The 23978-nt window shown below is 44.3% G+C and carries 14 protein-coding genes, 4 tRNA genes, 3 rRNA genes and 1 pseudogene; 13 read left to right on the top strand and 9 right to left on the bottom strand.

Annotated features, from left to right (window positions below; genetic code table 11):
* Window positions 1-430: 430 nt before the first annotated feature.
* The 5 genes from QJS82_RS08990 to rrf all read left to right on the top strand — a co-directional run bounded on the left by QJS82_RS08990 (window position 431) and on the right by rrf (window position 5727).
* Window positions 431-1969: ribosomal RNA gene (locus tag QJS82_RS08990) — 16S ribosomal RNA — on the top strand.
* A gap of 76 nt (window positions 1970-2045) precedes the next feature.
* A tRNA-Ile gene (locus tag QJS82_RS08985) sits at window positions 2046-2122 on the top strand.
* 8 nt (window positions 2123-2130) lie between these two features.
* Window positions 2131-2206 (top strand) — tRNA-Ala (locus QJS82_RS08980).
* Window positions 2207-2563: 357 nt separating this feature from the next.
* Window positions 2564-5426 (top strand): 23S ribosomal RNA (locus tag QJS82_RS08975).
* A gap of 186 nt (window positions 5427-5612) precedes the next feature.
* Window positions 5613-5727 (top strand): 5S ribosomal RNA (rrf, locus tag QJS82_RS08970).
* Together the 16S, 23S and 5S rRNA genes with 2 tRNA genes alongside form the textbook arrangement of a ribosomal RNA operon.
* A gap of 195 nt (window positions 5728-5922) precedes the next feature.
* Here rrf and QJS82_RS08965 read toward each other — a convergent pair.
* Window positions 5923-6673 (bottom strand): IS5 family transposase gene (locus QJS82_RS08965; protein ID WP_281490267.1). Its coding sequence is split into 2 segments (ribosomal slippage): window positions 5923-6460 and window positions 6459-6673, totalling 753 coding nucleotides; the frame shifts between segments, so codons are not numbered across the junction.
* A 140-nt stretch (window positions 6674-6813) separates the two neighbouring features.
* Here QJS82_RS08965 and QJS82_RS08960 point away from each other — a divergent pair.
* The 4 genes from QJS82_RS08960 (at window position 6814) to QJS82_RS08945 (ending at window position 9227) form a co-directional block, all read left to right on the top strand.
* Window positions 6814-7218 (top strand): hypothetical protein, encoded by a 405-nt coding sequence (locus QJS82_RS08960; protein ID WP_281490266.1) that lies wholly within the window; start codon window positions 6814-6816, stop codon window positions 7216-7218.
* Between the two features lie 333 nt (window positions 7219-7551).
* Window positions 7552-7962 carry an OsmC family protein gene (locus QJS82_RS08955; protein ID WP_281490265.1) on the top strand — a complete coding sequence of 137 codons (411 nt, stop codon included), beginning with the start codon at window positions 7552-7554 and terminating at the stop codon, window positions 7960-7962.
* A 68-nt stretch (window positions 7963-8030) separates the two neighbouring features.
* Window positions 8031-8495: a flavodoxin family protein gene (locus tag QJS82_RS08950; RefSeq protein WP_281490264.1), complete on the top strand. Its 465-nt coding sequence runs from the start codon at window positions 8031-8033 to the stop codon at window positions 8493-8495.
* An 81-nt stretch (window positions 8496-8576) separates the two neighbouring features.
* Entirely contained in the window at window positions 8577-9227 is a 651-nt protein-coding gene (locus tag QJS82_RS08945) for a DUF938 domain-containing protein (RefSeq protein ID WP_281490263.1), read from the top strand.
* Window positions 9228-9334: 107 nt separating this feature from the next.
* Here the strand turns inward: QJS82_RS08945 and QJS82_RS08940 are convergent, their stop codons facing one another.
* Complete coding sequence (locus QJS82_RS08940) at window positions 9335-10138, bottom strand: dienelactone hydrolase family protein (RefSeq protein ID WP_281490262.1); 804 nt, start codon at window positions 10136-10138, stop codon at window positions 9335-9337.
* 424 nt (window positions 10139-10562) lie between these two features.
* Here QJS82_RS08940 and QJS82_RS08935 point away from each other — a divergent pair, with 424 nt between their 5' ends.
* The 4 genes and pseudogenes from QJS82_RS08935 to QJS82_RS08925 all read left to right on the top strand — a co-directional run bounded on the left by QJS82_RS08935 (window position 10563) and on the right by QJS82_RS08925 (window position 14639).
* Entirely contained in the window at window positions 10563-12650 is a 2088-nt protein-coding gene (locus QJS82_RS08935) for a catalase (protein WP_281490261.1), read from the top strand.
* 187 nt (window positions 12651-12837) lie between these two features.
* Window positions 12838-13278 (top strand): transposase family protein, encoded by a 441-nt coding sequence (locus tag QJS82_RS08930; RefSeq protein ID WP_281490260.1) that lies wholly within the window; start codon window positions 12838-12840, stop codon window positions 13276-13278.
* An 8-nt stretch (window positions 13279-13286) separates the two neighbouring features.
* A pseudogene (locus QJS82_RS13765) lies at window positions 13287-13670 on the top strand (transposase family protein); the annotation flags it as partial.
* A 186-nt stretch (window positions 13671-13856) separates the two neighbouring features.
* Entirely contained in the window at window positions 13857-14639 is a 783-nt protein-coding gene (locus QJS82_RS08925; RefSeq protein ID WP_281490259.1) for an MBL fold metallo-hydrolase, read from the top strand.
* Between the two features lie 104 nt (window positions 14640-14743).
* Here the strand turns inward: QJS82_RS08925 and QJS82_RS08920 are convergent.
* The 7 genes from QJS82_RS08920 to leuS form a co-directional block, all read right to left on the bottom strand.
* Window positions 14744-14819, bottom strand: a tRNA-Lys gene (locus tag QJS82_RS08920).
* Between the two features lie 161 nt (window positions 14820-14980).
* Window positions 14981-15056: transfer RNA gene (locus tag QJS82_RS08915), tRNA-Lys, on the bottom strand.
* Window positions 15057-15475: 419 nt separating this feature from the next.
* The gene (locus QJS82_RS08910) at window positions 15476-17470 is read right to left on the bottom strand and encodes a MacB family efflux pump subunit (RefSeq protein ID WP_281490258.1); all 1995 of its coding nucleotides are present in this window, start codon (window positions 17468-17470) and stop codon (window positions 15476-15478) included.
* Window positions 17471-17574: 104 nt separating this feature from the next.
* Entirely contained in the window at window positions 17575-18960 is a 1386-nt protein-coding gene (locus tag QJS82_RS08905) for a permuted SH3 domain-containing protein (RefSeq protein WP_281490257.1), read from the bottom strand.
* 190 nt (window positions 18961-19150) lie between these two features.
* Window positions 19151-20269: a DNA polymerase III subunit delta gene (locus tag QJS82_RS08900; RefSeq protein ID WP_281490256.1), complete on the bottom strand. Its 1119-nt coding sequence runs from the start codon at window positions 20267-20269 to the stop codon at window positions 19151-19153.
* A gap of 115 nt (window positions 20270-20384) precedes the next feature.
* On the bottom strand, window positions 20385-21104 hold the full coding sequence (locus QJS82_RS08895) for an LPS-assembly lipoprotein LptE (RefSeq protein ID WP_281490255.1): 720 nt from the start codon (window positions 21102-21104) through the stop codon (window positions 20385-20387).
* Between the two features lie 142 nt (window positions 21105-21246).
* Entirely contained in the window at window positions 21247-23964 is a 2718-nt protein-coding gene (gene leuS / locus QJS82_RS08890; protein ID WP_438655942.1) for a leucine--tRNA ligase, read from the bottom strand.
* Window positions 23965-23978 lie beyond the last annotated feature (14 nt).

Here is a 23978-nt window from a genome sequence, read left to right as displayed (position 1 = left end):
ACGAACTGGAATGACTTATATGTAGATTACATATAACAAACCCAGATAACTTATTGAAACAAATTATAAAAAAGCTTGACAAACCAAATCATTATGATATGATAGTCGGCTCGCTAGATAGGATAAGTTATTAACTTAGACTGAATAGCAAAGAGAAATACCCTATATAATCATCTACTGGACGACAGTAGCGTGACACTATTTAAAAGCATAACTAAAGAACAACTTGTGTGGATTTTTGCTGATTCAGAATGCTAAAAAATAAAGTTGACTATCTTTTCTTTTCGGAAAGATTATTAACTATAAAAATTATCATTTAAGACAGCAGAAAAACTCAAAGTTAATTCATTACGAACATAATTTTTAGCGATTTTGCCAGATTAGATGAGCCAAGTTTAGAAGCTTCTTTAAAGAGCTTCATAGCAAGATTAAACTGAAGAGTTTGATCATGGCTCAGATTGAACGCTGGCGGCAGGCTTAACACATGCAAGTCGAGCGGAAACGATGATAGCTTGCTATCAGGCGTCGAGCGGCGGACGGGTGAGTAATACTTAGGAATCTACCTAGTAGTGGGGGATAGCTCGGGGAAACTCGAATTAATACCGCATACGACCTACGGGAGAAAGGGGGCAACTTGTTGCTCTCGCTATTAGATGAGCCTAAGTCGGATTAGCTAGATGGTGGGGTAAAGGCCTACCATGGCGACGATCTGTAGCTGGTCTGAGAGGATGATCAGCCACACCGGGACTGAGACACGGCCCGGACTCCTACGGGAGGCAGCAGTGGGGAATATTGGACAATGGGGGCAACCCTGATCCAGCCATGCCGCGTGTGTGAAGAAGGCCTTTTGGTTGTAAAGCACTTTAAGCAGTGAAGAAGACTCCATGGTTAATACCCATGGACGATGACATTAGCTGCAGAATAAGCACCGGCTAACTCTGTGCCAGCAGCCGCGGTAATACAGAGGGTGCAAGCGTTAATCGGAATTACTGGGCGTAAAGCGAGCGTAGGTGGCTTGATAAGTCAGATGTGAAATCCCCGGGCTTAACCTGGGAACTGCATCTGATACTGTTAGGCTAGAATAGGTGAGAGGAAGGTAGAATTCCAGGTGTAGCGGTGAAATGCGTAGAGATCTGGAGGAATACCGATGGCGAAGGCAGCCTTCTGGCATCATATTGACACTGAGGTTCGAAAGCGTGGGTAGCAAACAGGATTAGATACCCTGGTAGTCCACGCCGTAAACGATGTCTACTAGTCGTTGGGTCCCTTGAGGACTTAGTGACGCAGCTAACGCAATAAGTAGACCGCCTGGGGAGTACGGCCGCAAGGTTAAAACTCAAATGAATTGACGGGGGCCCGCACAAGCGGTGGAGCATGTGGTTTAATTCGATGCAACGCGAAGAACCTTACCTGGTCTTGACATATCTAGAATCCTGCAGAGATGCGGGAGTGCCTTCGGGAATTAGAATACAGGTGCTGCATGGCTGTCGTCAGCTCGTGTCGTGAGATGTTGGGTTAAGTCCCGCAACGAGCGCAACCCTTGTCCTTAGTTACCAGCGGGTTAAGCCGGGAACTCTAAGGATACTGCCAGTGACAAACTGGAGGAAGGCGGGGACGACGTCAAGTCATCATGGCCCTTACGACCAGGGCTACACACGTGCTACAATGGTAGGTACAGAGGGCAGCTACACAGCGATGTGATGCGAATCTCAAAAAGCCTATCGTAGTCCAGATTGGAGTCTGCAACTCGACTCCATGAAGTAGGAATCGCTAGTAATCGCGGATCAGAATGCCGCGGTGAATACGTTCCCGGGCCTTGTACACACCGCCCGTCACACCATGGGAGTTGATTGCACCAGAAGTGGATAGCCTAACCGTAAGGAAGGCGTTCACCACGGTGTGGTTGATGACTGGGGTGAAGTCGTAACAAGGTAGCCGTAGGGGAACCTGCGGCTGGATCACCTCCTTATAGATGGCATTCGGTCAGCAAGAATTCACAACAAGTTGTTCTTTAGTTTAAGCTTACGTTTATAACAAGCGTAATTGGGTCTGTAGCTCAGCTGGTTAGAGCACCGTGTTGATAACGCGGGGGTCAGTGGTTCAAGTCCACTTAGACCCACCATTTTACATGGGGCCATAGCTCAGTTGGTAGAGCGCCTGCCTTGCACGCAGGAGGTCAACGGTTCGACTCCGTTTGGCTCCACCACTATAAACGCAGTAAGCTTTAAATGCCAATAAATACAATAGGTATTCAACAGAAACAAGTGATTTGTATAAGATTACTTCTTTCTGTTTTATACAGAACTTATGACTCGACGAGAGCGTAAGAACTATTTAAAAACATAGATATGAGTCTGGGTTAGGAACACGTGTTCACGCGTTGTTCCTAACCTTAATAACTCACTACTTAACGACATCAGTTGTTATCCCAGTAGTGAGTTATTAAAAAAGTAAAGAGAACTGAATCAAGCGTATAAACATAGGTGATATCGTTATCATAATTAGACTTTATAACACTTAGAAGTTAAGACTTATTTAAAGTCGAGACTACTTGGGGTTGTATGGTCAAGTAATGAAGCGCACATGGTGGATGCCTTGGCAGTCAGAGGCGATGAAAGACGTGACAGCCTGCGATAAGCTTCGGGGAGGCGGCAATATCCTGTGATCCGGAGATTTCTGAATGGGGAAACCCACTTACCATAAGGTAGGTATCTTGTACTTGTACAAGAAGCGAACGAGGGGAAGTGAAACATCTCAGTACCCTTAGGAATAGACATCAAATGAGATTCCCCTAGTAGCGGCGAGCGAACGGGGAGAAGCCGATTAATTCTAATGTAGAAGAACAGCGTGGGAAAGCTGACCGTAGTAGGTGATAGTCCTGTATTCGAAACATTAGAGTTAACATATTAAGTAGAGCGGGGCACGAGAAATCCTGTTTGAAGATGGGGGGACCATCCTCCAAGGCTAAATACTCCTGACTGACCGATAGTGAACCAGTACCGTGAGGGAAAGGCGAAAAGAACCCCTGTGAGGGGAGTGAAATAGAACCTGAAACCGTGTGCGTACAAGCAGTGGGAGCCTTAATTTATTAGGGTGACCGCGTACCTTTTGTATAATGGGTCAGCGACTTATGTTCTGTAGCAAGGTTAACCGTTTAGGGGAGCCGTAGGGAAACCGAGTCTTAATAGGGCGAATTAGTTGCAGGGCATAGACCCGAAACCGAGTGATCTATCCATGAGCAGGTTGAAAGTGCCGTAACAGGCACCGGAGGACCGAACCCACTGTCGTTGAAAAGCCAGGGGATGACTTGTGGATAGGGGTGAAAGGCTAATCAAACTCGGTGATAGCTGGTTCTCCCCGAAAGCTATTTAGGTAGCGCCTCGGACGAACACCATTGGGGGTAGAGCACTGTTTCGGCTAGGGGGTCATACCGACTTACCAAACCGATGCAAACTCCGAATACCGATGAGTGATATCCGGGAGACACACAGTGGGTGCTAACGTCCATTGTGGAGAGGGAAACAACCCAGACCGCCAGCTAAGGCCCCAAATTCCTAGTTAAGTGGGAAACGAGGTGGGAAGGCATAGACAGCTAGGAGGTTGGCTTAGAAGCAGCCATCCTTTAAAGAAAGCGTAATAGCTCACTAGTCGAGTCGGCCCGCGCGGAAGATGTAACGGGGCTCAAACTAGGAGCCGAAGCTGCGGATTTGAATTTGTTTTCAAGTGGTAGGGGAGCGTTGTGTAAGCCTGTGAAGGTGTGTTGTAAAGCATGCTGGAGGTATCACAAGAGCGAATGCTGACGTGAGTAACGATAATGCGAGTGAAAAGCTCGCACGCCGGAAGATCAAGGGTTCCAGTCCAACGTTAATCGGGGCTGGGTGAGTCGACCCCTAAGGCGAGGCCGAAAGGCGTAGTCGATGGGAAATCGGTTAATATTCCGATACTTGTTTATAATGCGATGGAGGGACGGAGTAGGTTATGTCAGCCTGGCGTTGGTTGTCCAGGTGAAAGGATGTAGGTAGACAGTTTAGGCAAATCCGGACTGTCATTATACTGAGATCTGATAGCAAGCTGTACTTGTACAGCGAAGTGGCAAATACCATGCTTCCAGGAAAAGCTTCTAAGCAATAGTTATAAACGAATCGTACCCTAAACCGACACAGGTGATCAGGTAGAGAATACCAAGGCGCTTGAGAGAACTCTGCTGAAGGAACTAGGCAAAATGGTACCGTAACTTCGGGAGAAGGTACGCTGCCGATGGTGATAGGACTTGCTCCTTGAGCTGTTGGCAGTCGCAGATACCAGGCTGCTGCAACTGTTTATTAAAAACACAGCACTCTGCAAACACGAAAGTGGACGTATAGGGTGTGATGCCTGCCCGGTGCTGGAAGGTTAATTGATGGGGTTAGCGTAAGCGAAGCTCTTGATCGAAGCCCCAGTAAACGGCGGCCGTAACTATAACGGTCCTAAGGTAGCGAAATTCCTTGTCGGGTAAGTTCCGACCTGCACGAATGGCATAATGATGGCAGCGCTGTCTCCAGCAGAGACTCAGTGAAATCGAAATCGCAGTGAAGATGCTGTGTACCCGCGGCTAGACGGAAAGACCCCGTGAACCTTTACTACAGCTTTACATTGAACTTTGACCTGACTTGTGCAGGATAGGTGGGAGGCTTTGAAGCCGAGACGCTAGTCTTGGTGGAGCCAATCTTGAAATACCACCCTGGTCATGTCGGGGTTCTAACTCAGGTATAACAATACCGAGGACAATGTATGGTGGGTAGTTTGACTGGGGCGGTCTCCTCCTAAAGAGTAACGGAGGAGTACGAAGGTGCGCTCAGAACGGTCGGAAATCGTTCATAGAGTATAAAGGCAAAAGCGCGCTTAACTGCGAGACCCACAAGTCGAGCAGGTACGAAAGTAGGTCTTAGTGATCCGGTGGTTCTGTATGGAAGGGCCATCGCTCAACGGATAAAAGGTACTCTGGGGATAACAGGCTGATACCGCCCAAGAGTTCATATCGACGGCGGTGTTTGGCACCTCGATGTCGGCTCATCTCATCCTAGGGCTGAAGCAGGTCCTAAGGGTATGGCTGTTCGCCATTTAAAGAGGTACGCGAGCTGGGTTTAGAACGTCGTGAGACAGTTCGGTCCCTATCTACCGTGGGCGTTGGAAATTTGAGAGGATCTGCTCCTAGTACGAGAGGACCAGAGTGGACGAACCTCTGGTGTTCGGGTTGTCACGCCAGTGGCATTGCCCGGTAGCTACGTTCGGATGGGATAACCGCTGAAAGCATCTAAGCGGGAAGCCCACCTCAAGATAAGATTTCCCTAAAGAGCCGTTGAAGACTACGACGTTGATAGGCAGGGTGTGGAAGCACAGCGATGTGTGTAGCTAACCTGTACTAATTGCTCGTTTGGCTTGACCATACAACACCCAAGTGGTTTGTATCAAAGCTCTAATTAATCTATCTTGTAAAGCGAAAGCTTTAGAATAAGAGAAAGAATATTTCGATATCACCTTAAACCTTGATTCAGTTAGGTTTATGTTGATGAGACTAAAAGATAATACTTAAAGTCAAAATAACAACATCAGACTCATATCTAACCCCCTTTGCTGACGACAATAGCATGATGGCACCACCTGATCCCTTCCCGAACTCAGAAGTGAAACATCATCGCGCCAATGGTAGTGTGGCTCCGGCCATGTGAGAGTAGGTCATCGTCAGCTTTCTATTCTAAGTAAAACCCCCTTAGCTTAATTGCTAAGGGGGTTTTCTTTGTCCAGGGGTTGGGAAAGGTTTGTCTAATTATACTTATACTTTCAAGTAGACAGTGTCTAACGGTTGATTGCTGATATACTACTGTATTATTTGTTTTTATATCGCTACGATTATATTTTTATTTGTAATATTAGGGCGTGTCTTCAATTCATCTTACAATGAATGATAGTACACGCCAGATAGAGCATTGACTTGAAATTACGAGCTAACTTCTCATATCTAGTAGCGATACTACGAAAGTGCTTAAGCCTTGCAAACATATTTTCAACAAGATGACGCAGTTTGTACAAATAGCTATCAAACTCTGGATTAGGCGCTTTAGCATTGCTTCTTTTAGGGATTATAGGGATCATGTCATGCATGTAAGCTTTATCCCTAATCGCTTGTGAATCATAGCCCTTATCAGCGATAAAGTAATCAGCATGCCCAATCATGTCAATCAATTCACCTGCAACTTGACTGTCGTGGACGTCACCCCCAGTGATTTTAAAATCGAGCGGATATCCATCGGCATCACAGGATAGGTGTATCTTTGTAGTTGCGCCGCCACGGCTTCGTCCAATTGCTCTATCTTCACCACGCCGAGCTCCACTTGCATGCTGGTGACAGCGAACATAGCTTCCGTCTGTGAATACCCATTCCGTATCAATTTCTTTGCGTAAGCTAAAAAAAATTCTCCCATAAGCCAGTTTTCGACCATCGACTAAAGCGACTATAAGCTGTTTTCCAAGAACACAATTCTTTAGGTATGTCACGCCAAGGCGCGCCTGTGCGTAGTTTCCACAGTATGGCTTCCATGATCTCTCGGCTGTTTTGAGTTTGATAGCAGCCATGGTCTTTCATAGTTGATTGTAGCTGCTCCCAAAGCGTATCTGTTAATGCTTTTCTTGCCATAACTTGTATTTCTCGCATCGACTCAGTAGATGCGGTATTGTAACTATTATTTATGCCTTATCCAATTGAAGACACGCCCTAGTGTTAAATGTCATGGGATAAATACCTGTTAGCCAACTTAATCAATTTGAAGGAAGAAAATGTCCAATTTCTTAAAAGTTTTAATCACATTCGCTTTTATTACATGTATTTCGGGTTGTGCAGTCTTTATGGCAGCTGATCAACCAGATAAAAAAGACGTTGAACTTTTTAAGGTTGGAACTCCACGTAGTATGCTTCTTGCGGAATTTGGCCTTCCAACAGTCACTGAAGTTCGTGAAGACGGAAAGAAATATGAAATCTACTCATTTACTCAAGGATATAGCAAAGGGGCTAAAGCTGGTAGAGCTGTCCTTCATAGAACTGCAGATGTATTAACTTTGGGCTTATGGGAGGTTATTGGTACGCCAGCAGAAAGTGCGTTTGACGGTAATAAGATGGCATATGAAGTTAGGTATAATTCAAGTGATTTAATTGATCAAGTTGTTTTACTGAAAAGAAAATAATTCTCAATAATTTCATCTGATCCAAAACATCTTCTTTTTTTAGCTTGAAAATAAAGTACTGATGATATGTAACGGATTACAGCGCTGATGGTGATTATGAGCTGTTAACGATGTGAAGTTTCATATACTTTAAGGTAAATTGGCTTGGCTATGTGGAAGTAGATTTTCGTTAGTTGATTATATTTAAAAGCCCTTAGCATATTTACTTGTTAAGGGCCTTTTAATGCCTGATTGTTAATAAGATTTTCAGTAAACTGATAACTAGTCATTCTTATGTGCTTTCGGTACACTATTAATAAATTAAACTTATGACTAAAAAAATAGGCCTAAAAAATGACAACCTCAAAAGTAACCTATCAAGGCGACTTGCGTACTAGCGCTATTCATTTGCAATCAAACAATGAAATCATTACCGATGCCCCAACAGATAATCAAGGCAAAGGTGAGGCGTTTTCACCGACTGATTTATTGGCGACGAGTTTAGCCAGTTGCATGTTGACGATTATCGGGATCAAAGCGCGTGATATGGAAGTCGATATCGCAGGTACTACGAGCGAGGTGACCAAAGTGATGGCAGCTGATCCAAGACGCGTTAGTGAAGTGCATATTGCCATTACTTTTAATCAAGAGTTAGATGACAAGACGCAAAAAATATTTTATAACACTGCGCTTACTTGTCCGGTTGCGAAAAGTATCCATCCTGATATTATTCAAAGAGTGACTATTAATTCTAAGAGCTATTAATTCCAAAAGCTATTGAATCTAAGAACTACTAATTCCAAAAACTAGTGACCTCTATAAGGGTGATTGATATGGCTAGTAAAACCTTACTTATTGTTGCACATGCGCCGTCGCCTAATACCAAAAAATTGGCACAAGCGGCTTACGATGGTGCCAATCATCCCGATATAGATATCAATGTCATACTCAAATCTCCCCAAGATACCCAGCCTGAAGATGTGCTAGCAGCCGATGCACTGTTATTAGGGACGACTGAGAACTTGGCTTATATGGCAGGACTGACCAAAGATTTCTTTGATCGCTGTTATTATCCGGTGTTAGAGAAGAAGCAGGGCATGCCGTTTGCTTTATATATTCGCGCAGGTCATGACGGTACGGGTACTAAACTTGCTATGAAAACCATTACGACCGGCTTGCGTTGGGAATGGATTCAAGAAGCGTTAATTTTACAAGGTGATTGGCAAGAGGGATTTACTGAGCAAGTCGAAGAGCTGGCGATGACATTGGCAGCTGGGGTCGAAGCGGGTATTTATTAGTGCTTAATCTTTAATTTATTGATACTTGGTTGGTAATTCACATCCCGTTGCTATTTAGTTATTATCAAGATAAGAGGTTTTATGCTTAATCGTAGCTCAGATAATAAACAGTCTACTCTTACGGCTGGACTGCCATTCTCTCAAGCGTGTGAAAATAATAAGCAGCCGATTCTAGAAGTCTTAGAGCAAGAGTTGCAAGACTTTACTCATGTGTTAGAAGTGGGTTCTGGAACTGGTCAGCATAGTATCTATTTTGCACCACGATTGGCGCATTTAATCTGGCAGACCAGTGATGTGTTTGCTTATCATGCGACTATCAACGCTTGGCATGCTGCTTATCCTGCTGCTAATTTATATGCGCCGCTTACTTTTGATCTATCGTGTGATTCAGTGCCAATGAATAAGGCTGTTGCTGCGCCTTACGATGCAGTATTTACCGCCAATACTTTGCATATTATGTCGTGGTCTTTGGTTAGTAAGTTATTTGAATTGGTCGGCGATATGCTACCTTTAAATGGTAAGTTTATCATTTATGGACCCTTTAACGAAAATGGCTGTTATAGCAGTGAAAGTAATCGTCAATTTGACCATAGTTTACGGCAACGCGATAGCAACAGTGGCATTCGTCATCTAGAAGACGTTATAGCTTTGGCAAATACACATAAACTGAAACTATCTGATAAATATGCGATGCCCGCTAACAACCAGCTACTAGTATTTGAAAAATATTAAATCAGCGAAGCTTTGGAACAAAAAAGACCTCTCAATCAAGATCTAATAACGATCAATTGAGAGGTCTTTTTATGTAAATCTATTTAGATTATTTGCATACAGTCAAATTATTTATAGGTTTCTGCTAAAAAATCCAAATAACGCTTCCAAGAACGCTGATCAGCTCGAGCATCATATCTATCGCTATCGAACACGCTAAAGGCATGTGGCGCACCACTATAAGTAACCATTTCATGAGGTATTTTGGAAGCTTCTAAGGTCTTGCCCAAAGTAGCAAAACTTTCTAGGGAGACGGAATCATCTGCAGACCCATGAAACACCAATATCTCGCCAGTTGTCTTATCATAGCTTTGACCCGTTGGCGTATCGAAGGCACCATGGAAGGGTACAAATGCCTTTTGCGGGAATCCTGAGCGTGCCAACTCTAAAGCAACTGTCCCACCAAAACAATAGCCCATAGTGATGCCTGTGCGTGCATTATTGCCTTGGGCTTGACCAGCATTTAAAGCACCTTGAAGTAAGCGGCGCATTTTGCTGCGATCGTCATATAATGCTGCAGTTAAGCGTTTGTTATCTTCAATAGTCGTTGGGCGGATTCCTTGCCCAAACATGTCTGCTGCCAATACGTTGTAGCCTTCAGTCGCTAACATATCAGCGCGCTTGCGCTCATAGTCGGTTAGCCCATCCCAATCATGAATCAGTAAGATAAACGGTGCATTCGCTTTGTCTGCTTTGGCATAATAGCCCTCATAGGGTTGGTTATCTACTGTGTAAGTAATATTTTTAGTAGTAATAGCAGTAGCAGTTTGGCTGAGCAAAAATGCCGCTAAGCCTAAAGAGGCGCTGCACAGTAACTTTTCGCCGTAGCGCTTAGACGATTTGGTAAAAGTGGATGTTGATATCAATGTCATAGCTAGCCTCATTATGTCAGTGAAAAATAGCGTACTTAACAGCCAATCTACTCTTTTAACACTCATGAGCAGACATCTATTACAGAATAGCGTAAAGAATAACTACATGACAACGCTATATTGTTAAAAATACTAGAGATTAGTTTTTTTTAATGCTGAAATAATCGCTGTTCTGCTTAACCAAATATCAACACGCTTAACGATATATGCGACATACCTGCCGTAGTTTTTGAGTAATATAATTGATGAGCTTAAGTGTCTTAATATTTAAAAGCTTTTTCATCTTTTAAAATCAGCCGTGCGACACAGAAAATTAAACGACATTTGAAGTCACTACTACTCCTACGGATATAAAACTGTGTTGGCGCTTATTGAATGGTCTATTAATAGCCCATTTTTACTCATTAGCTAGCTAGGATATTTTATGAATAATAATATTGATCATACCGACCCCGCTAAAGATATGAATACCACACGAGGTCATGGCGGTGAAACCCATCAGCGTGCCGATGGCGATACTAAAGCGATGACAACCCAGCAAGGCGTGGTCATCTCTGACAATCAAAACTCCCTGAAGGCGAGCGCACGTGGTCCGACGCTATTAGAAGATTTTGTCTTACGCGAAAAAATTAATCACTTCGACCATGAACGTATTCCAGAGCGTATCGTTCATGCACGCGGTAGTGCTGCCCATGGTTATTTTGAATTGACTGAATCGTTAGAAGAATTTACCACTGCTAAGATTTTGACTGAAACAGGTAAACAGACGCCATTATTTACCCGTTTTTCTACGGTTGCTGGTAATAAAGGTTCAAAAGATACGCCGCGTGATGTACGTGGTTTTGCGGTGAAAATTTATACTGAAGAGGGCAACTGGGATATCGTTGGTAACAATATGCCGATTTTCTTTATTCAAGATGCGATGAAATTCCCTGATTTGATTCATGCGGTAAAACCAGAGCCGGATCGTGGTTTCCCGCAAGCGGCCTCTGCCCATGATACTTTTTGGGATTTTATCTCGCTTAGCCCTGAGACCATGCACAATGTCATTTGGCTGATGAGTGATCGTGCGCTGCCGCGTAGTTTTGGGATGATGGAAGGCTTTGGTATTCATAGCTATCGCTTTATCAATAAAGATGGCAAGAGCACCTTTGTGCGTTTCCATTGGAAGCCGGTACTTGGCGTACAGTCGCTGATTTGGGATGAAGCGGTTAAAATCTCTGGCGCAGATCCCGATTATAATCGCCGTGATTTATTTGAATCGATTAATAATGGCGATTATCCAGAGTGGGAATTTGGCGTCCAGCTATTTACTGAAGAGGAAGCCAATGAGTTCCCGTTTGACCACTTAGATGCGACCAAGCTGATTCCAGAAGAGATGGTGCCGGTACGTATCGTAGGTAAAATGGTATTAAATCGCTATCCGGATAACTTCTTTGCTGAAACGGAGCAAGTGGCATTCTGTCCATCGCATCTGCCACCGGGCATCGACTTTAGTAACGACCCTTTATTACAAGGTCGCCTGTTTAGTTATTTAGATACGCAGCTGTCACGTTTAGGCTCACCAAACTTTGCGCAAATTCCGATTAACGCGCCGAAATGTCCGTTTGCTAATAATCAGCAAGACGGTCATATGCAGATGCACGTGCCAAAAACTCGCGTCCTTTATGAGCCACAAAGCCTTGATCCAACAAGGCCGCGTGAAAGTATTAAAAAAGGCTTTGAGTCGTTCCATGAGCAGCTAGACGATGGCGTCAAAGGTCGCGTGCGCGCTGAAAGCTTTGCTGACCATTATAGCCAGCCGCGTATGTTCTACCTTAGCCAAACGCCAACTGAGCAAGCGCATATCGCCTCAGCCTATGCCTTTGAGCTGGGTAAAGTAGATACCGCCCATGTTCGTACGCGTATGCTCGGCCATTTGCTGAATATTGATGAAGATTTGGCACAGCGTGTTGCAAAAGTATTGGGCATGGAATTACCAGAAGCGGCAGAGCCTGCTGCGCCGATACAAGATATGGCGACTTCTGAGAAATTACAAACGATTGGCTTGACGCCTAAAACCCTAAAAAGTCGCTTAATTGGCATTTTAGTCGCAGAAGGCTCAAAACACAGTGAGATTAAGAAGTTTGAAGAGGCGGCGAAAGCGGAGGGCGCTCGCGTTAAAATCGTTGCGCCAAGTAAAGAGGTAGTTTTAGACGATGATACTCGCATACAAGCCGACGAGCGCGTAGCTGGTGGCCCGTCAGTGATGTTTGATGCGGTAGTCAGTATTATTATGCCTGAGCAAGCAAAGAAGCTGGCTAAAGACAGTGCCACGCTCGATTGGTTTAATGATGCTTATGCGCATTGTAAAGCCATTGCTTATTGCGGTGCGACCGATGAGTTTATCTTAAGCAAATTGCCAATTGAAAAAGATGCTTTTGTCACGCCACTTGCTGAACTCGATACTTTTATCGAAAATGCCAAATCGCGTCTATGGGAACGTGAGCCAAAAGTGCGTGACTTGGCTTAATTGATAGTTTAGCTTAATAGTTAGCTCTTTTAATAATAAAAAACTCAGCCGTTAGTAATAACTAGGTGCTGGGTTTTTTATTATGTCCGCGCTTTAAATGTCCAATAAAAGCCATATAAACTAGACCTCTTGCAAAAGTAGCAGAGGGTCTTACAATAACTCATACATCCATAATTGGCTAGGAACCATGCCAAACATAGATAAGCTACTCGAACAAAATAACGCAGACTTCAAACGCTATACAGGTATTCATAAAGCGACCTTTTATGAAATGCTTGAGGCCATGCAGCAGCATGAAACCCAAAAGACCAAATCAGGTAGACCAAGCGTGCTTAGTCTTGAGGCTCAAATATTACTGGCCCTTACTTATTGGCGTGAATACCGAACGCTGTACCACATCAGTATGGACTTTGGTATTCATGAGTCTTCTGCTAGCCGTATTATTCGAAAAGTAGAAGACATACTGGTTGATTCAGGTAAGTTTGAATTGCCCAAAAAGCTCCCTAGTAGAGTTGATGACAATATTAATTGGTCAGTCGTCATCGTCGATGCGACCGAAACCCCCATTGAGCGTCCAAAAAAAACCAAAGAGACTACTACAGCGGTAAGAAAAAACAACACACCTTAAAAGCGCAGGTTATCGTTCATTGGCAAACCGGTTTAATATTAGATATTCAAACGTCTAAAGGGTCAATCCACGATTTTAAGCTCTATAAAGACACTTGTCCTGATTGGCTTCCTGACAATGCTAAATTACTAGCAGATAGTGGCTATCAAGGCATTGCAAAGTTACATAAACAAACCTTCACCCCCTTTAAAAAACCTCGTGGGGGTCAGCTGTTAGACCTTTGCAAACAAGCCAATCAGTATCTGGCAAAATTCCGTATTATGGTTGAACACAAAATAGGCTTAATCAAACGATTCAAAATAGTGGCTCACAAATATCGCAATCGTCGTCAGCGCTATGATCTTAGAATGAAGCTGTTTGCTGGTATCGTTAATTTCGAGCTTGGTTTATGACTTTTGCAAGAGGTCTACTATTTATCTCTAGTCACAAGCGTTCACTCAAAGTCATTTATTTTAAAGGGATGGGCGCTATACTAAAGGACGAATTTTCATTTTATTAGCCATAAAGTGAATAAAACATATTATTAGTATGTTACTGGTTTGCTAGTGGAATGACAGAAAAGCGGTTAAGGAAGATAAATGAGTTTATGTCATATCGTACGCTTGGACGGCTATATTCAAAGTAGCTATCTCGCGGTTTATCCAAATAAATTGATGCTATTAGACGGCGGCTGTCGTCCTGATGTGGCGCTGGTGCTGGGTTATATTAAAAATACTCTTAAGCGCCCAATCAGTGATTTAAAAGTAGTGGTCGTCACCCATATGCATCCAGATCATGCGGGCGGCGCACATAAACTGCGTACGGCAACAGGCTGCTTGATCGTCTCTGCTGCGAAAGAAACCCAGTGGTACAGCGGTGTTGGCGGCCGAGTTATGCATCTGGTAGATATCGGTTTAGCGCATTATGTGGCCAAGCGGCAAGGGCGTGCTATTACAAGGCTGTGGTATAGCGCGCATCTGCAACCTGATTTGACGGTTGGCGATAGTGACACGATACCCCAGTTTGACGATTGGCAAGTACTTGAAACGCCCGGCCATACGGATCGTGATTTATCCTTGTTTCATCTGCCAAGCCGTCAGGTGTATACCGCTGATTTAATCATCAAGCTGCGCCATAAATTTGTCGCGCCATTCCCTATTTATGATCCTAAAGTTTATATTCAGTCGCTACAAAAGGTAAAAGATTTAAAACCGTCAAATGTCATGATGGCGCATGGTTGTGAGTTGGCTATTGATGCCGCCACTTTTGACAAGCTGATTGCTCAAGCGCCTAAGCATCGGCGTACCATTAAAGATACCATTAAGCATAAATTGCTTTGGCGACAAAATGACGGTTTTAGCCTTCGTAAGCGTAAACGTTAAAAATTAAGAATGTTAAGGTTATAAGCTACAGCTTTAATAAAAGATTTAGCCAAAAAAAGCATAAAAAAAAGCCCAATCATTAAATGATTGGGCTTTTCTAAATATGGTGGGCCGACCGCGACTCGAACGCGGGACCAATTGATTAAAAGTCAACTGCTCTACCAACTGAGCTATCGGCCCTGAAGAGTGTATAAAAAAAGCACTGCTTTTTTAACTCTGCAAGAGAATTTACATTTTCGTAAATTCTGTAAAGCATTCTAAAAGAAAGCTTCTTAAAACGTTTAAACTTATTACGCTACTACCGGATAGGGTAGCATACATGATAAGGGTAATACTAAAGATGGTGGGCCGACCGCGACTCGAACGCGGGACCAATTGATTAAAAGTCAACTGCTCTACCAACTGAGCTATCGGCCCTGAGAAGCGTTAAAAAATTGCATGACAATTTTAGCTTCGCAAGATAAATTTCCTTAAAGGGAAATTTATTAAAACCAGACATCAAAAACAATGTCTTAAAGCTTCATTTCTTTATCTATTCATGAATCAATATCAAAAGAGACAATAAGCTTGTTTACCCGTTTAGATTATTTGTATCTCTAAACGTGAGAGCACATTATATATATAATTATGACAATTACAACCCCGAATGCTAAAAAAAGTGCAAATCCGTGCAAATTAATCATATTTTTTTAAATTTAAGGATTAATAGCTTTTGAAGTACCCTAAATCCTATCAATTCGAGGTTTTAAGCCGTAAGTTTTGAATGCTTAGTTTTAAACAGCTGGTTTTAAAAAGTTAGTATTAAACGTGGTATTCATCAATGCGCTCAAAATATCTTAATCTCGAGAAAGTGCTTCTACTGGATCTAGTTTGGCGGCATTGCGAGCCGGTAAGAAGCCGAATACAACTCCAATCAGCGTTGAGCATACAAAGGCGGCAATAATAGAGGTTGGTGAGTAGATGACTTGAAAGCTATCACCGCCGACACGGTTAATCAGCTCACCGATGGCAAATGCCAGTCCGATACCCAATAAGCCCCCTAAAATACAGACTAAAACGGCTTCAATCAGAAACTGCTGCATGATATCGCTTTGACGGGCACCGACGGCCATGCGGACACCAATCTCATTGGTGCGCTCGGTCACGGAGACTAGCATGATATTCATCACGCCAATACCACCGACAATTAACGAGATAATAGCGATAGAAGATATTAATAACGTCATGGCAGCTGTGGTAGATTCAATGGTTTGACGAATAGAATCGGAGTTACGTATGCGAAAATCATCGGTGCCATGACGGCTAGTCATTAGCTCAGCGATGGCAGACTCAGCGGCAGCAGAGGAGATGTTATTATCAATCAGTGCGACAAAGCTCTCAATATAGGCACTGCCTATCAGCCGCGACATCATGGTGGTATAGGGCATATATAACGTAGGCGAATCAACGCTGCGACTAAAGCCACCATCGTTTGGCTCTAAAACCCCAATCACACGCCCAGGAACGCTACCTATCAGTAATACTTCGCCAATCGGATTGGCATTGTCAGGAAAAAAGGTTTTATTGGCATTATCATCGATAATGATATCTTGGGTGCGGCGTAGGATACTTTGCTCATCGAAGCCTTGACCTAGTGCCAGCTTTTCACCGCTGACATCAAGATAATCTTTACCGACGCCGCTGATACTGGCGGCTTCTTGGATATTACGATAGCGCACGTTCATATTGCTATTGAGCTGCGGGCTGACACTGACCACATAAGGTTGGTCAGCGACCGCTTGGGCATCTTGTGGGGTTAGATTGTCATCGTTGTACTGCCGCCTAGGATCGCCGTAGGGATAGCCGTCGGTAACAGTAATGGTATTAGTACCTAAGGAGCTGATATTGGACAATATCTGCGCTTGAGAGCCTTTGCCAAGGCCAACAACTGATACCACCGAAGCAATACCAATGATAATCCCTAACATCGTCAATAACGTGCGCATTTTATGGGCGCGCATGGCAAGCAAGGACATTTTGAAGGCTTCAAATAAGCGGTCGATAAAGCTGCTAAAGGCGCTTTTACGGTGCTTATCTATCATTGCCGCTGGCTGGGCTTCTGCTTGCTTATAATCTTCATTTTTATAATCAGCGATAATATAACCGTCTTTGATTTCAATGACGCGTTCAGCTTGGGCGGCAAGGCTAGGGTCGTGGGTGACCATAATAATGGTATGACCTTGCGCGTTTAAATCTTTGAGAATTTGTACGACATCTTCACCGGATTTGCTATCTAAAGCGCCTGTTGGCTCATCGGCTAAGATGATATCGCCGCCATTCATCAGCGCCCTTGCGATAGAAACACGCTGCTGCTGACCACCTGAGAGCTGGCTTGGACGATTATTCACCTTGTCCGCCAATCCTAAATCTGACAATAGCTTTTCGGCACGGTCACTACGCGCTTGTCCATCCATCCCTGCGTAAACAGCCGGTACAGATACGTTGTCGCGGGCGTTGATATCGCCCAATAAATGATAGCGCTGAAAAATAAAACCAAAGTGTTCACGGCGTAGTTTTGCCAGCTCATCTGCATCTAGGCGGCTGACCGATTGACCAAATATTTTATAATCGCCAGCAGTCGCTTGATCTAAGCAGCCCAAGATATTCATCAAAGTTGATTTACCTGAGCCTGATTGCCCGATGATAGCGACCATTTCGCCTTGATTGATGGTCAAATTGATATCATGCAAGACGCGAATGGTCTGCTCGCCAGCTTTGAACTCTCTAATCAGTCCTTTGACTTCCATCAACGGCGTATCAGTTACATTAGAAGTCGGGTCTTGGTTGCTCATTTTCTATCCTGCTTATCTCAAATCTCAAGTCATTATCAAAGCCAAAGCTGATGTTTTGCTAGCGACGATTTTATTTAAAGCGGTTCTCTATCACCTTTTAAATATTAAAACGGTCGTCCGCCTCTGCTACCTTTACTGCCTTTGCCACTATCCGGTCCTTCTTCGCTTAATATAACCTCATCGCCTTTATTAAGACCGCTTAAGATTTCAGCATTGACGCGGTTATTGATACCGACTTTGACGGTTTGCTCGACCACTTTGCCATCGGCTTTAAGTACACGCACCATGGCCATAGTTGCAGCCGAGTCATTGTTAGCATTCTTGTTGGCAGTATTATTAGCAGTGAGTGACTCTTTTTTAGCCTTGCTGGATTTTTTAGATTTACCGGCAGGCTGCAGAGCAGCAGAGGGGATAAGTAGCGCGTCTTTTGCTTGATTAATAACGATATAGACTTGCGAGGTCATATCGATGCGAAAGCGGCGCTCGGTATTGGGCACTTCGATATAACCGACGTAATAGATGGCGGCATCGGTCGAGCTGGTATCGCTGATTTTCTCAGGAGCCGGTTCAATGGCTTTAAGGGTGGCATCATACTTTTGGTCGGGATTACCGATGATATTAAAATAGACAGGCAAGCCTGCTTTGACGTTAATGACGTCGGCTTCAGAGATTTGCGCATTGATACGCACGGTCGACAAATCGGCTAAGGTAACGATTGTTGGCGCGGTTTGGTTGGCGTTGACCGTCGTCCCTTGCTCAGTGGTCACCGAGACTACCGTCCCTGACATTGGCGCGCGAATGGTGGTATAGCTTAAATCTTCCTGCGCGGTGCTAACGTTGGTTTGAGATTTACGTAATGCAGCCTGTTGGCTATTGATATTCGCCTCGGTAGTCGCTATTGCGGCTTTTGCCGTCTCAATGGCAGCGCGGGCATTAGCGACCGATGCCTGAGCGGTGGCAACCTTTGTCGCTTGCGTATCATAATCCTGCTGCGAGATCGCATCGATAGCCAGTAAGCCTTGTAGGCGCGAGAAATCTGCTTGTGCTTGTCTGAGCTCAGCTTGACGGCTGGCAAGATCTGCTTGCGCACTTTTTAGGCTTGCTTGACGGCTTAGCGACTCGGCACGGGCACTCTGTAGCGCCGCTTCACTTTGCTCAAGGCTCGCTTGCTCATTACTTAAATTATTCTTTTGGGTAACCTGATCAATCTGCGCAATTAAATCGCCTTTTTGCACTTCATCACCGACTTCAACAAACAGCCGCGTCACCTCACCCGATACCTGAGCACCAACATCGACGGTATTTAACGCCTTAACTTTACCGGAGGCCATGACGTTATTTTCGATATCGCCAATCTCAGCGGTCGCTGTTAGATAGTTGGGTGTGGTTTCTTTTGGTTTAAAGGTTTTATAGGCCAAAGCCCCTAAAGCTATGATGACCAGGGCAACAATACCCCATTTGATAGCAGACTTTTTGCTCATTTTGCGCATGACAACAATCCAATCACAGTTAAATCAAGTGTAGCTATAGTAGAGGCTTGCTGGACAAAAGGGAATGGCAATTAGTTTGCGAAACGTTAAGAGAGAAAACCGTGGTAGTAATAATGCGACAAATTGCAGACAAAAAATAACCCTATGAAAAGGGCTAAGTAAGAAAACGTGATGTTTTATCTTTAATAAATTATGGCGTCTTGAATAAACGCTGCCCTGATAGCTCAAGCGCTGCTTGCAGTAATAACTCCCACGCTGGCTGGCGCACCAAGCCTTTAATCGCTTGATCACACTTATAAAGCAGAGCAGGCCATGCAGCAGTTTGAGCTTTTGAGTGGCGGCGGCATGCTTGCTGGTATAAGCCTTGCTTACTACGCCAAATGCCAAGCGCTTGCGGGTCTTGTCCATCCATTAACTGCATAATCTGCCGCATGTCTTTACTAATTGACCATAAAACTAAGGTGGTTGGCTCATCAGTCGCTTTAAGCTGAAATATAATTTTAGCAACTTGGACGCTATTGCCAGCAAGCATCGCATCGGATAAATCAAATACACTGAACTGGGCATCGCTAACCAATGCCGCTTGCAAGTCATTAATATCTAATGCCACGTTTGTCACAGGCTGGCTAGAACTATTATCAAGATTTGCACTGTGGCTATTGCTATTAGGACTGTCACTGTTACTAGGACTGTCAATGTCACTATTTGCCATCAATTGCGGCGCAAATAAATACGATAGCCGCCATAAAGTTTGATAAGCACTGAGCAAATGATGCTCGGTATGTGACATCAGTAGCTGCCAAGCTTCTTGCGACAATGTTAAGCCAAACTGCTGGGCTTGTATTTGCAATAACTGCTGACGTTGTTGCTCGTTATACAAATTGCAGTCAATAACGTGACCATATTGTGCAAATGGCGCAAACCATTTGCTGGTTTGGGCGCGTTTATCTTGCTTTGGCGTGAGCCATAACAAGCTATGACTATGAGCACCTGTCTGTGCATCGACGGCAAAACGTTCTAACTCGGCAATAACGGCTTTATCAGGTTTATGATTGCCCGTCACGATAAGCGCACTAGCATCATCGAATAAAGACTGACTGCCAAGCTCTGATAACACTTCTTGCCAGCTCTTAACTGACACCAGCTCGATACGTTTAATGGCGTAATTCTGCGCGCGCCAATGCGGACGCAGCGCATCGATAAGCCATTGACTGAGTAAAGGCTCATCACCGTGCGCCAACCACAAGCCTGCTACTGCAACGGAGGGCTGTAGTAGTTTTGGATAAGCTTGTATAAAAGTATCTTGCATAGACGAAGAAGGACACAAGGTTATGAGTAGGGGAGTAAAGCTGTCTTTATTTAAAAAAGTACTTTAAATAAAGAAGTGTTTAAAAAATGAACGTTTAAAAATGAAGAAACTAACATTAAGATTGCGGTACGATAACAGCAGTAGATGCTGAACCTTTACCATTTTGCATAGCTGGTTTGGCGCTATTAGGGGCAATCTTAGGCAGCGCAATCGCCACATATTGGTCCGTAATTCGGCGTGCTAAGCTGTCGTAAAGCCAATCACGAATTTGCTCGCCTTGCTGATCATCGGTACTCACCGATGCCTCATTATATTGATAGCTGCGCTCAACTTGGATAGGGTTGGTCAGTGTCACAGGTTTGCCATTCTCTACGCTTTGATAGCTGACATCAGCTGACATTACCAAGCGAATCTCTGTCAAGACACCAACCAGCTCATAACGCTTAAAACGGACATTATTAACCGTAATGGCTGCAATGCTTTCTGCGCCCGCTTTTTGGTTATTGCTAGCCACATCAGCCAAGGTCATATTATCAATAACCTCAACACCCAATGATTGTAGACGCCGTGTTAGGGGGAGTTTCAACGGAAATGAGGTGCGATTGTCTTCGATAATTACCGCTGTCTTAGCAACATCAAATAGCATGGGTGCATCATAGCCGCGTAGCTGAAAACCGCAACCACTGAGACTGGCACCTGCACCCAATACCGCAAACATTGGCAAAGCAGTCAGTAACGCTGTTACCAGTTTTTGGGTGCCTGATTTACGAATCATGCTGCTTTGTCCGTCTGATTTTGCTTGATGTGCCTGCAAAGCTCGGTGTTTATACGACATAATCGCTATCCTTATTTTGATAAGAAGACCTAAAACGCAATGTCTAAAAATACTGGGTTTAAAAACCCTAGGTTTGAAAACGCTGCATTTAAAAGCGCAACGTCTAAAAACCCAGTGATTGAAAACATAACGTTGAAAAGGTCTAGCCTGCAACCACAATATTAACCAGTTTGTTCGGTACGACGATTTCTTTTTTAATCTCGCCTGTAAGGAATTTTGCCACACCTTCAAGCTCTTTTGCTTGCGCTTTCAGCTGCTCAGGATCGCTATTAGGCGCGACATCCATTTTACCGCGCATTTTACCGTTAACCTGCACCACCATAGTAATCATGTCTTGCACTAGAGCGCTTGCATCGACTTCTGGATAGTTTAGGGTGACGGTATCCATTCCTAACTGCTCAAGCAAATGCTCACCGATGTGCGGCGCGTATACCGATAGGATAATCAATAAATCAATCAGTGCTTCATGCTGTACTTGCAGGTCTTGCTCACTGTTTGCTTTAAAGTTACTCAGCTCGTTAGCAAGTTCCATCAGGCTAGAAACTGGCGTATTAAGTGCTAAACGTTTACCCAAATCACTATCAATTTTGCCAATCGTTTCATGGGTCTTACGGCGTAGGGCTTTCGCTTCTTTGCTTAAGTTATCCGTATTTAATGCTTCATTATTTAGCGTATCAAGATTTAAATTTGCGTCGGCAAGTGCCTGCATATGCTCGGTCGCAATGCGCCATACTTTTTTCACAAAGTTATAAGGACCTTTTAACGCATCGTCTGACCATTCTAGCGTTTGGTCGGCAGGCGCAGTAAATAAGGTATAAAGGCGCACAGTGTCTGCGCCATATTTATCAATGGTAATCTGAGGATCGACACCGTTATTTTTCGACTTTGACATCTTTTCGATTTTACCAATCGTAACTGGCTGACCGTCTGATTTTAAAATGGCTTTAATCGGCTGACCACGCTCGTTAAAGTCAATATCGATGTCTTCGGTAAAGTAATAAGTGGTACTGCCATCGCTATTCACGCGGTAGAACGTACCAGCAAGTACCATACCTTGAGTCATCAAATTGGCAAACGGTTCATCGCCTGATACCAAGTTTTCATCACGCATCAATTTATGGAAGAAGCGTGCATAAAGCAGATGCATAACCGCATGCTCGACACCGCCGATATATTGGTCAACCGGCAGCCATTTATTGGCAGCAGACTTATTGACCATATTGGTCGTATCGTGTGGGCTGGCAAAGCGTGCATAGTACCAGCTCGACTCTACAAAGGTATCAAAGGTATCGGTTTCACGCTCAGCAGGATTGCCACATTTAGGACAAGTGGTATTGACAAATTCTGGGAGATTTTTTAGTGGATTACCGCGACCGTCAGGGACGACGTCAGTTGGTAGGACCACTGGTAAGTCTTGCTCTTCAACTGGTACCGTACCGCAATGCTCACAGTTGACCATTGGGATAGGGCAGCCCCAATAACGCTGGCGTGAGACACCCCAATCGCGTAGACGGTATTGGATTTTTTTCTTAGCAAGAGATTGTGGCTCAAGCTTAGCTAGCATGGCTTCAAACGCTTGGTCAAAATTCATGCCGTCAAATTCAGCTGAATTGACTAAGGTATTGCGTTCGGTATAAGCACGATTGCTCTCAGTATCATTCGCTTTGGCGTCTTCTTCTACCTTATCAAGAAAGCCAGCAGGAATGTCAATCACTTGTTTAATAGGTAGATTGTATTTGGTCGCAAACTCGTAATCGCGCTCATCATGAGCAGGAACCGCCATCACCGCACCTGAGCCATAGCTCATCAGTACATAGTTGGCAACCCATACTGGCACTTCTTCGCCCGTTAAGGGATGCGTTACGGTAAGACCCGTATCCATACCGATTTTTTCAGCTTTAGCCAAGTCTGCTTCTGCAACTGAGCCTTTTTTGCAAAGGGCACAGAATTGGGCAATCGCTTCATTTTGTTCAGATGCGTATTGTGCCAACGGATGCTCGGCAGCGACTGCGACATAAGTCACACCCATCAAAGTATCAGGACGGGTCGTGAACACATCTAACGTATTGGTTTCGCCAGCCAGCTCATAAGGGAAATGGACTTCCATGCCGGCACTACGACCAATCCAGTTACGCTGCATGGTTAGCACTTCAGATGGCCAGTGACCTTCTAACTGGTCTAAATCATCAAGCAGCTCATCAGCATAATCGGTGATGTTAAAGTAATACATTGGGATATCGCGCTTTTCGACCGCCGCGCCACTACGCCAGCCTTTACCATCGATGACTTGCTCATTGGCTAATACGGTATTGTCGACTGGATCCCAGTTAACGGTGGCAAGCTTTTTATAAACCAAGCCTTTTTTGTATAACTGCAAAAACAACCACTGCTCCCATTGATAATACTCAGGGCTACAGGTTGCAAATTCACGTGACCAATCAATAGACAAACCAAGCAATTTAAGCTGCGCGCGCATACTGTCAATATTGGCAAACGTCCATTCGGCAGGCGGCGTCTGATTGGCAATCGCCGCGTTTTCTGCTGGTAGGCCAAAACCATCCCAACCCATTGGCTGCATGACCTCATAGCCTTTTAGGCGATAATAACGGCTCAGGACATCAGAGATAGTATAGTTACGCACGTGACCCATATGCAGCTTACCGCTTGGGTAAGGGAACATCGACAGCATATAGCGACTTGGCTTGTCGCTTGGCTCATTACTTACTTCAAAACGCTTGTCCGTTGCCCATTTGGCTTGTTGCGCCGCTTCAATAAGTTGCGGCTGATACTGGGCGTTATCGATAGAAGTATTATTGGTATGGGTAGTATTAGCAGTTTCTGCTGTCACGGCGTTGCTCATAGTTGGCTCGGAAT

It is taken from the genome of Psychrobacter maritimus, assembly GCF_029953575.1.
Taxonomy (GTDB): domain Bacteria; phylum Pseudomonadota; class Gammaproteobacteria; order Pseudomonadales; family Moraxellaceae; genus Psychrobacter; species Psychrobacter maritimus.
This window is presented reverse-complemented; position numbering and strand designations above follow the sequence as displayed.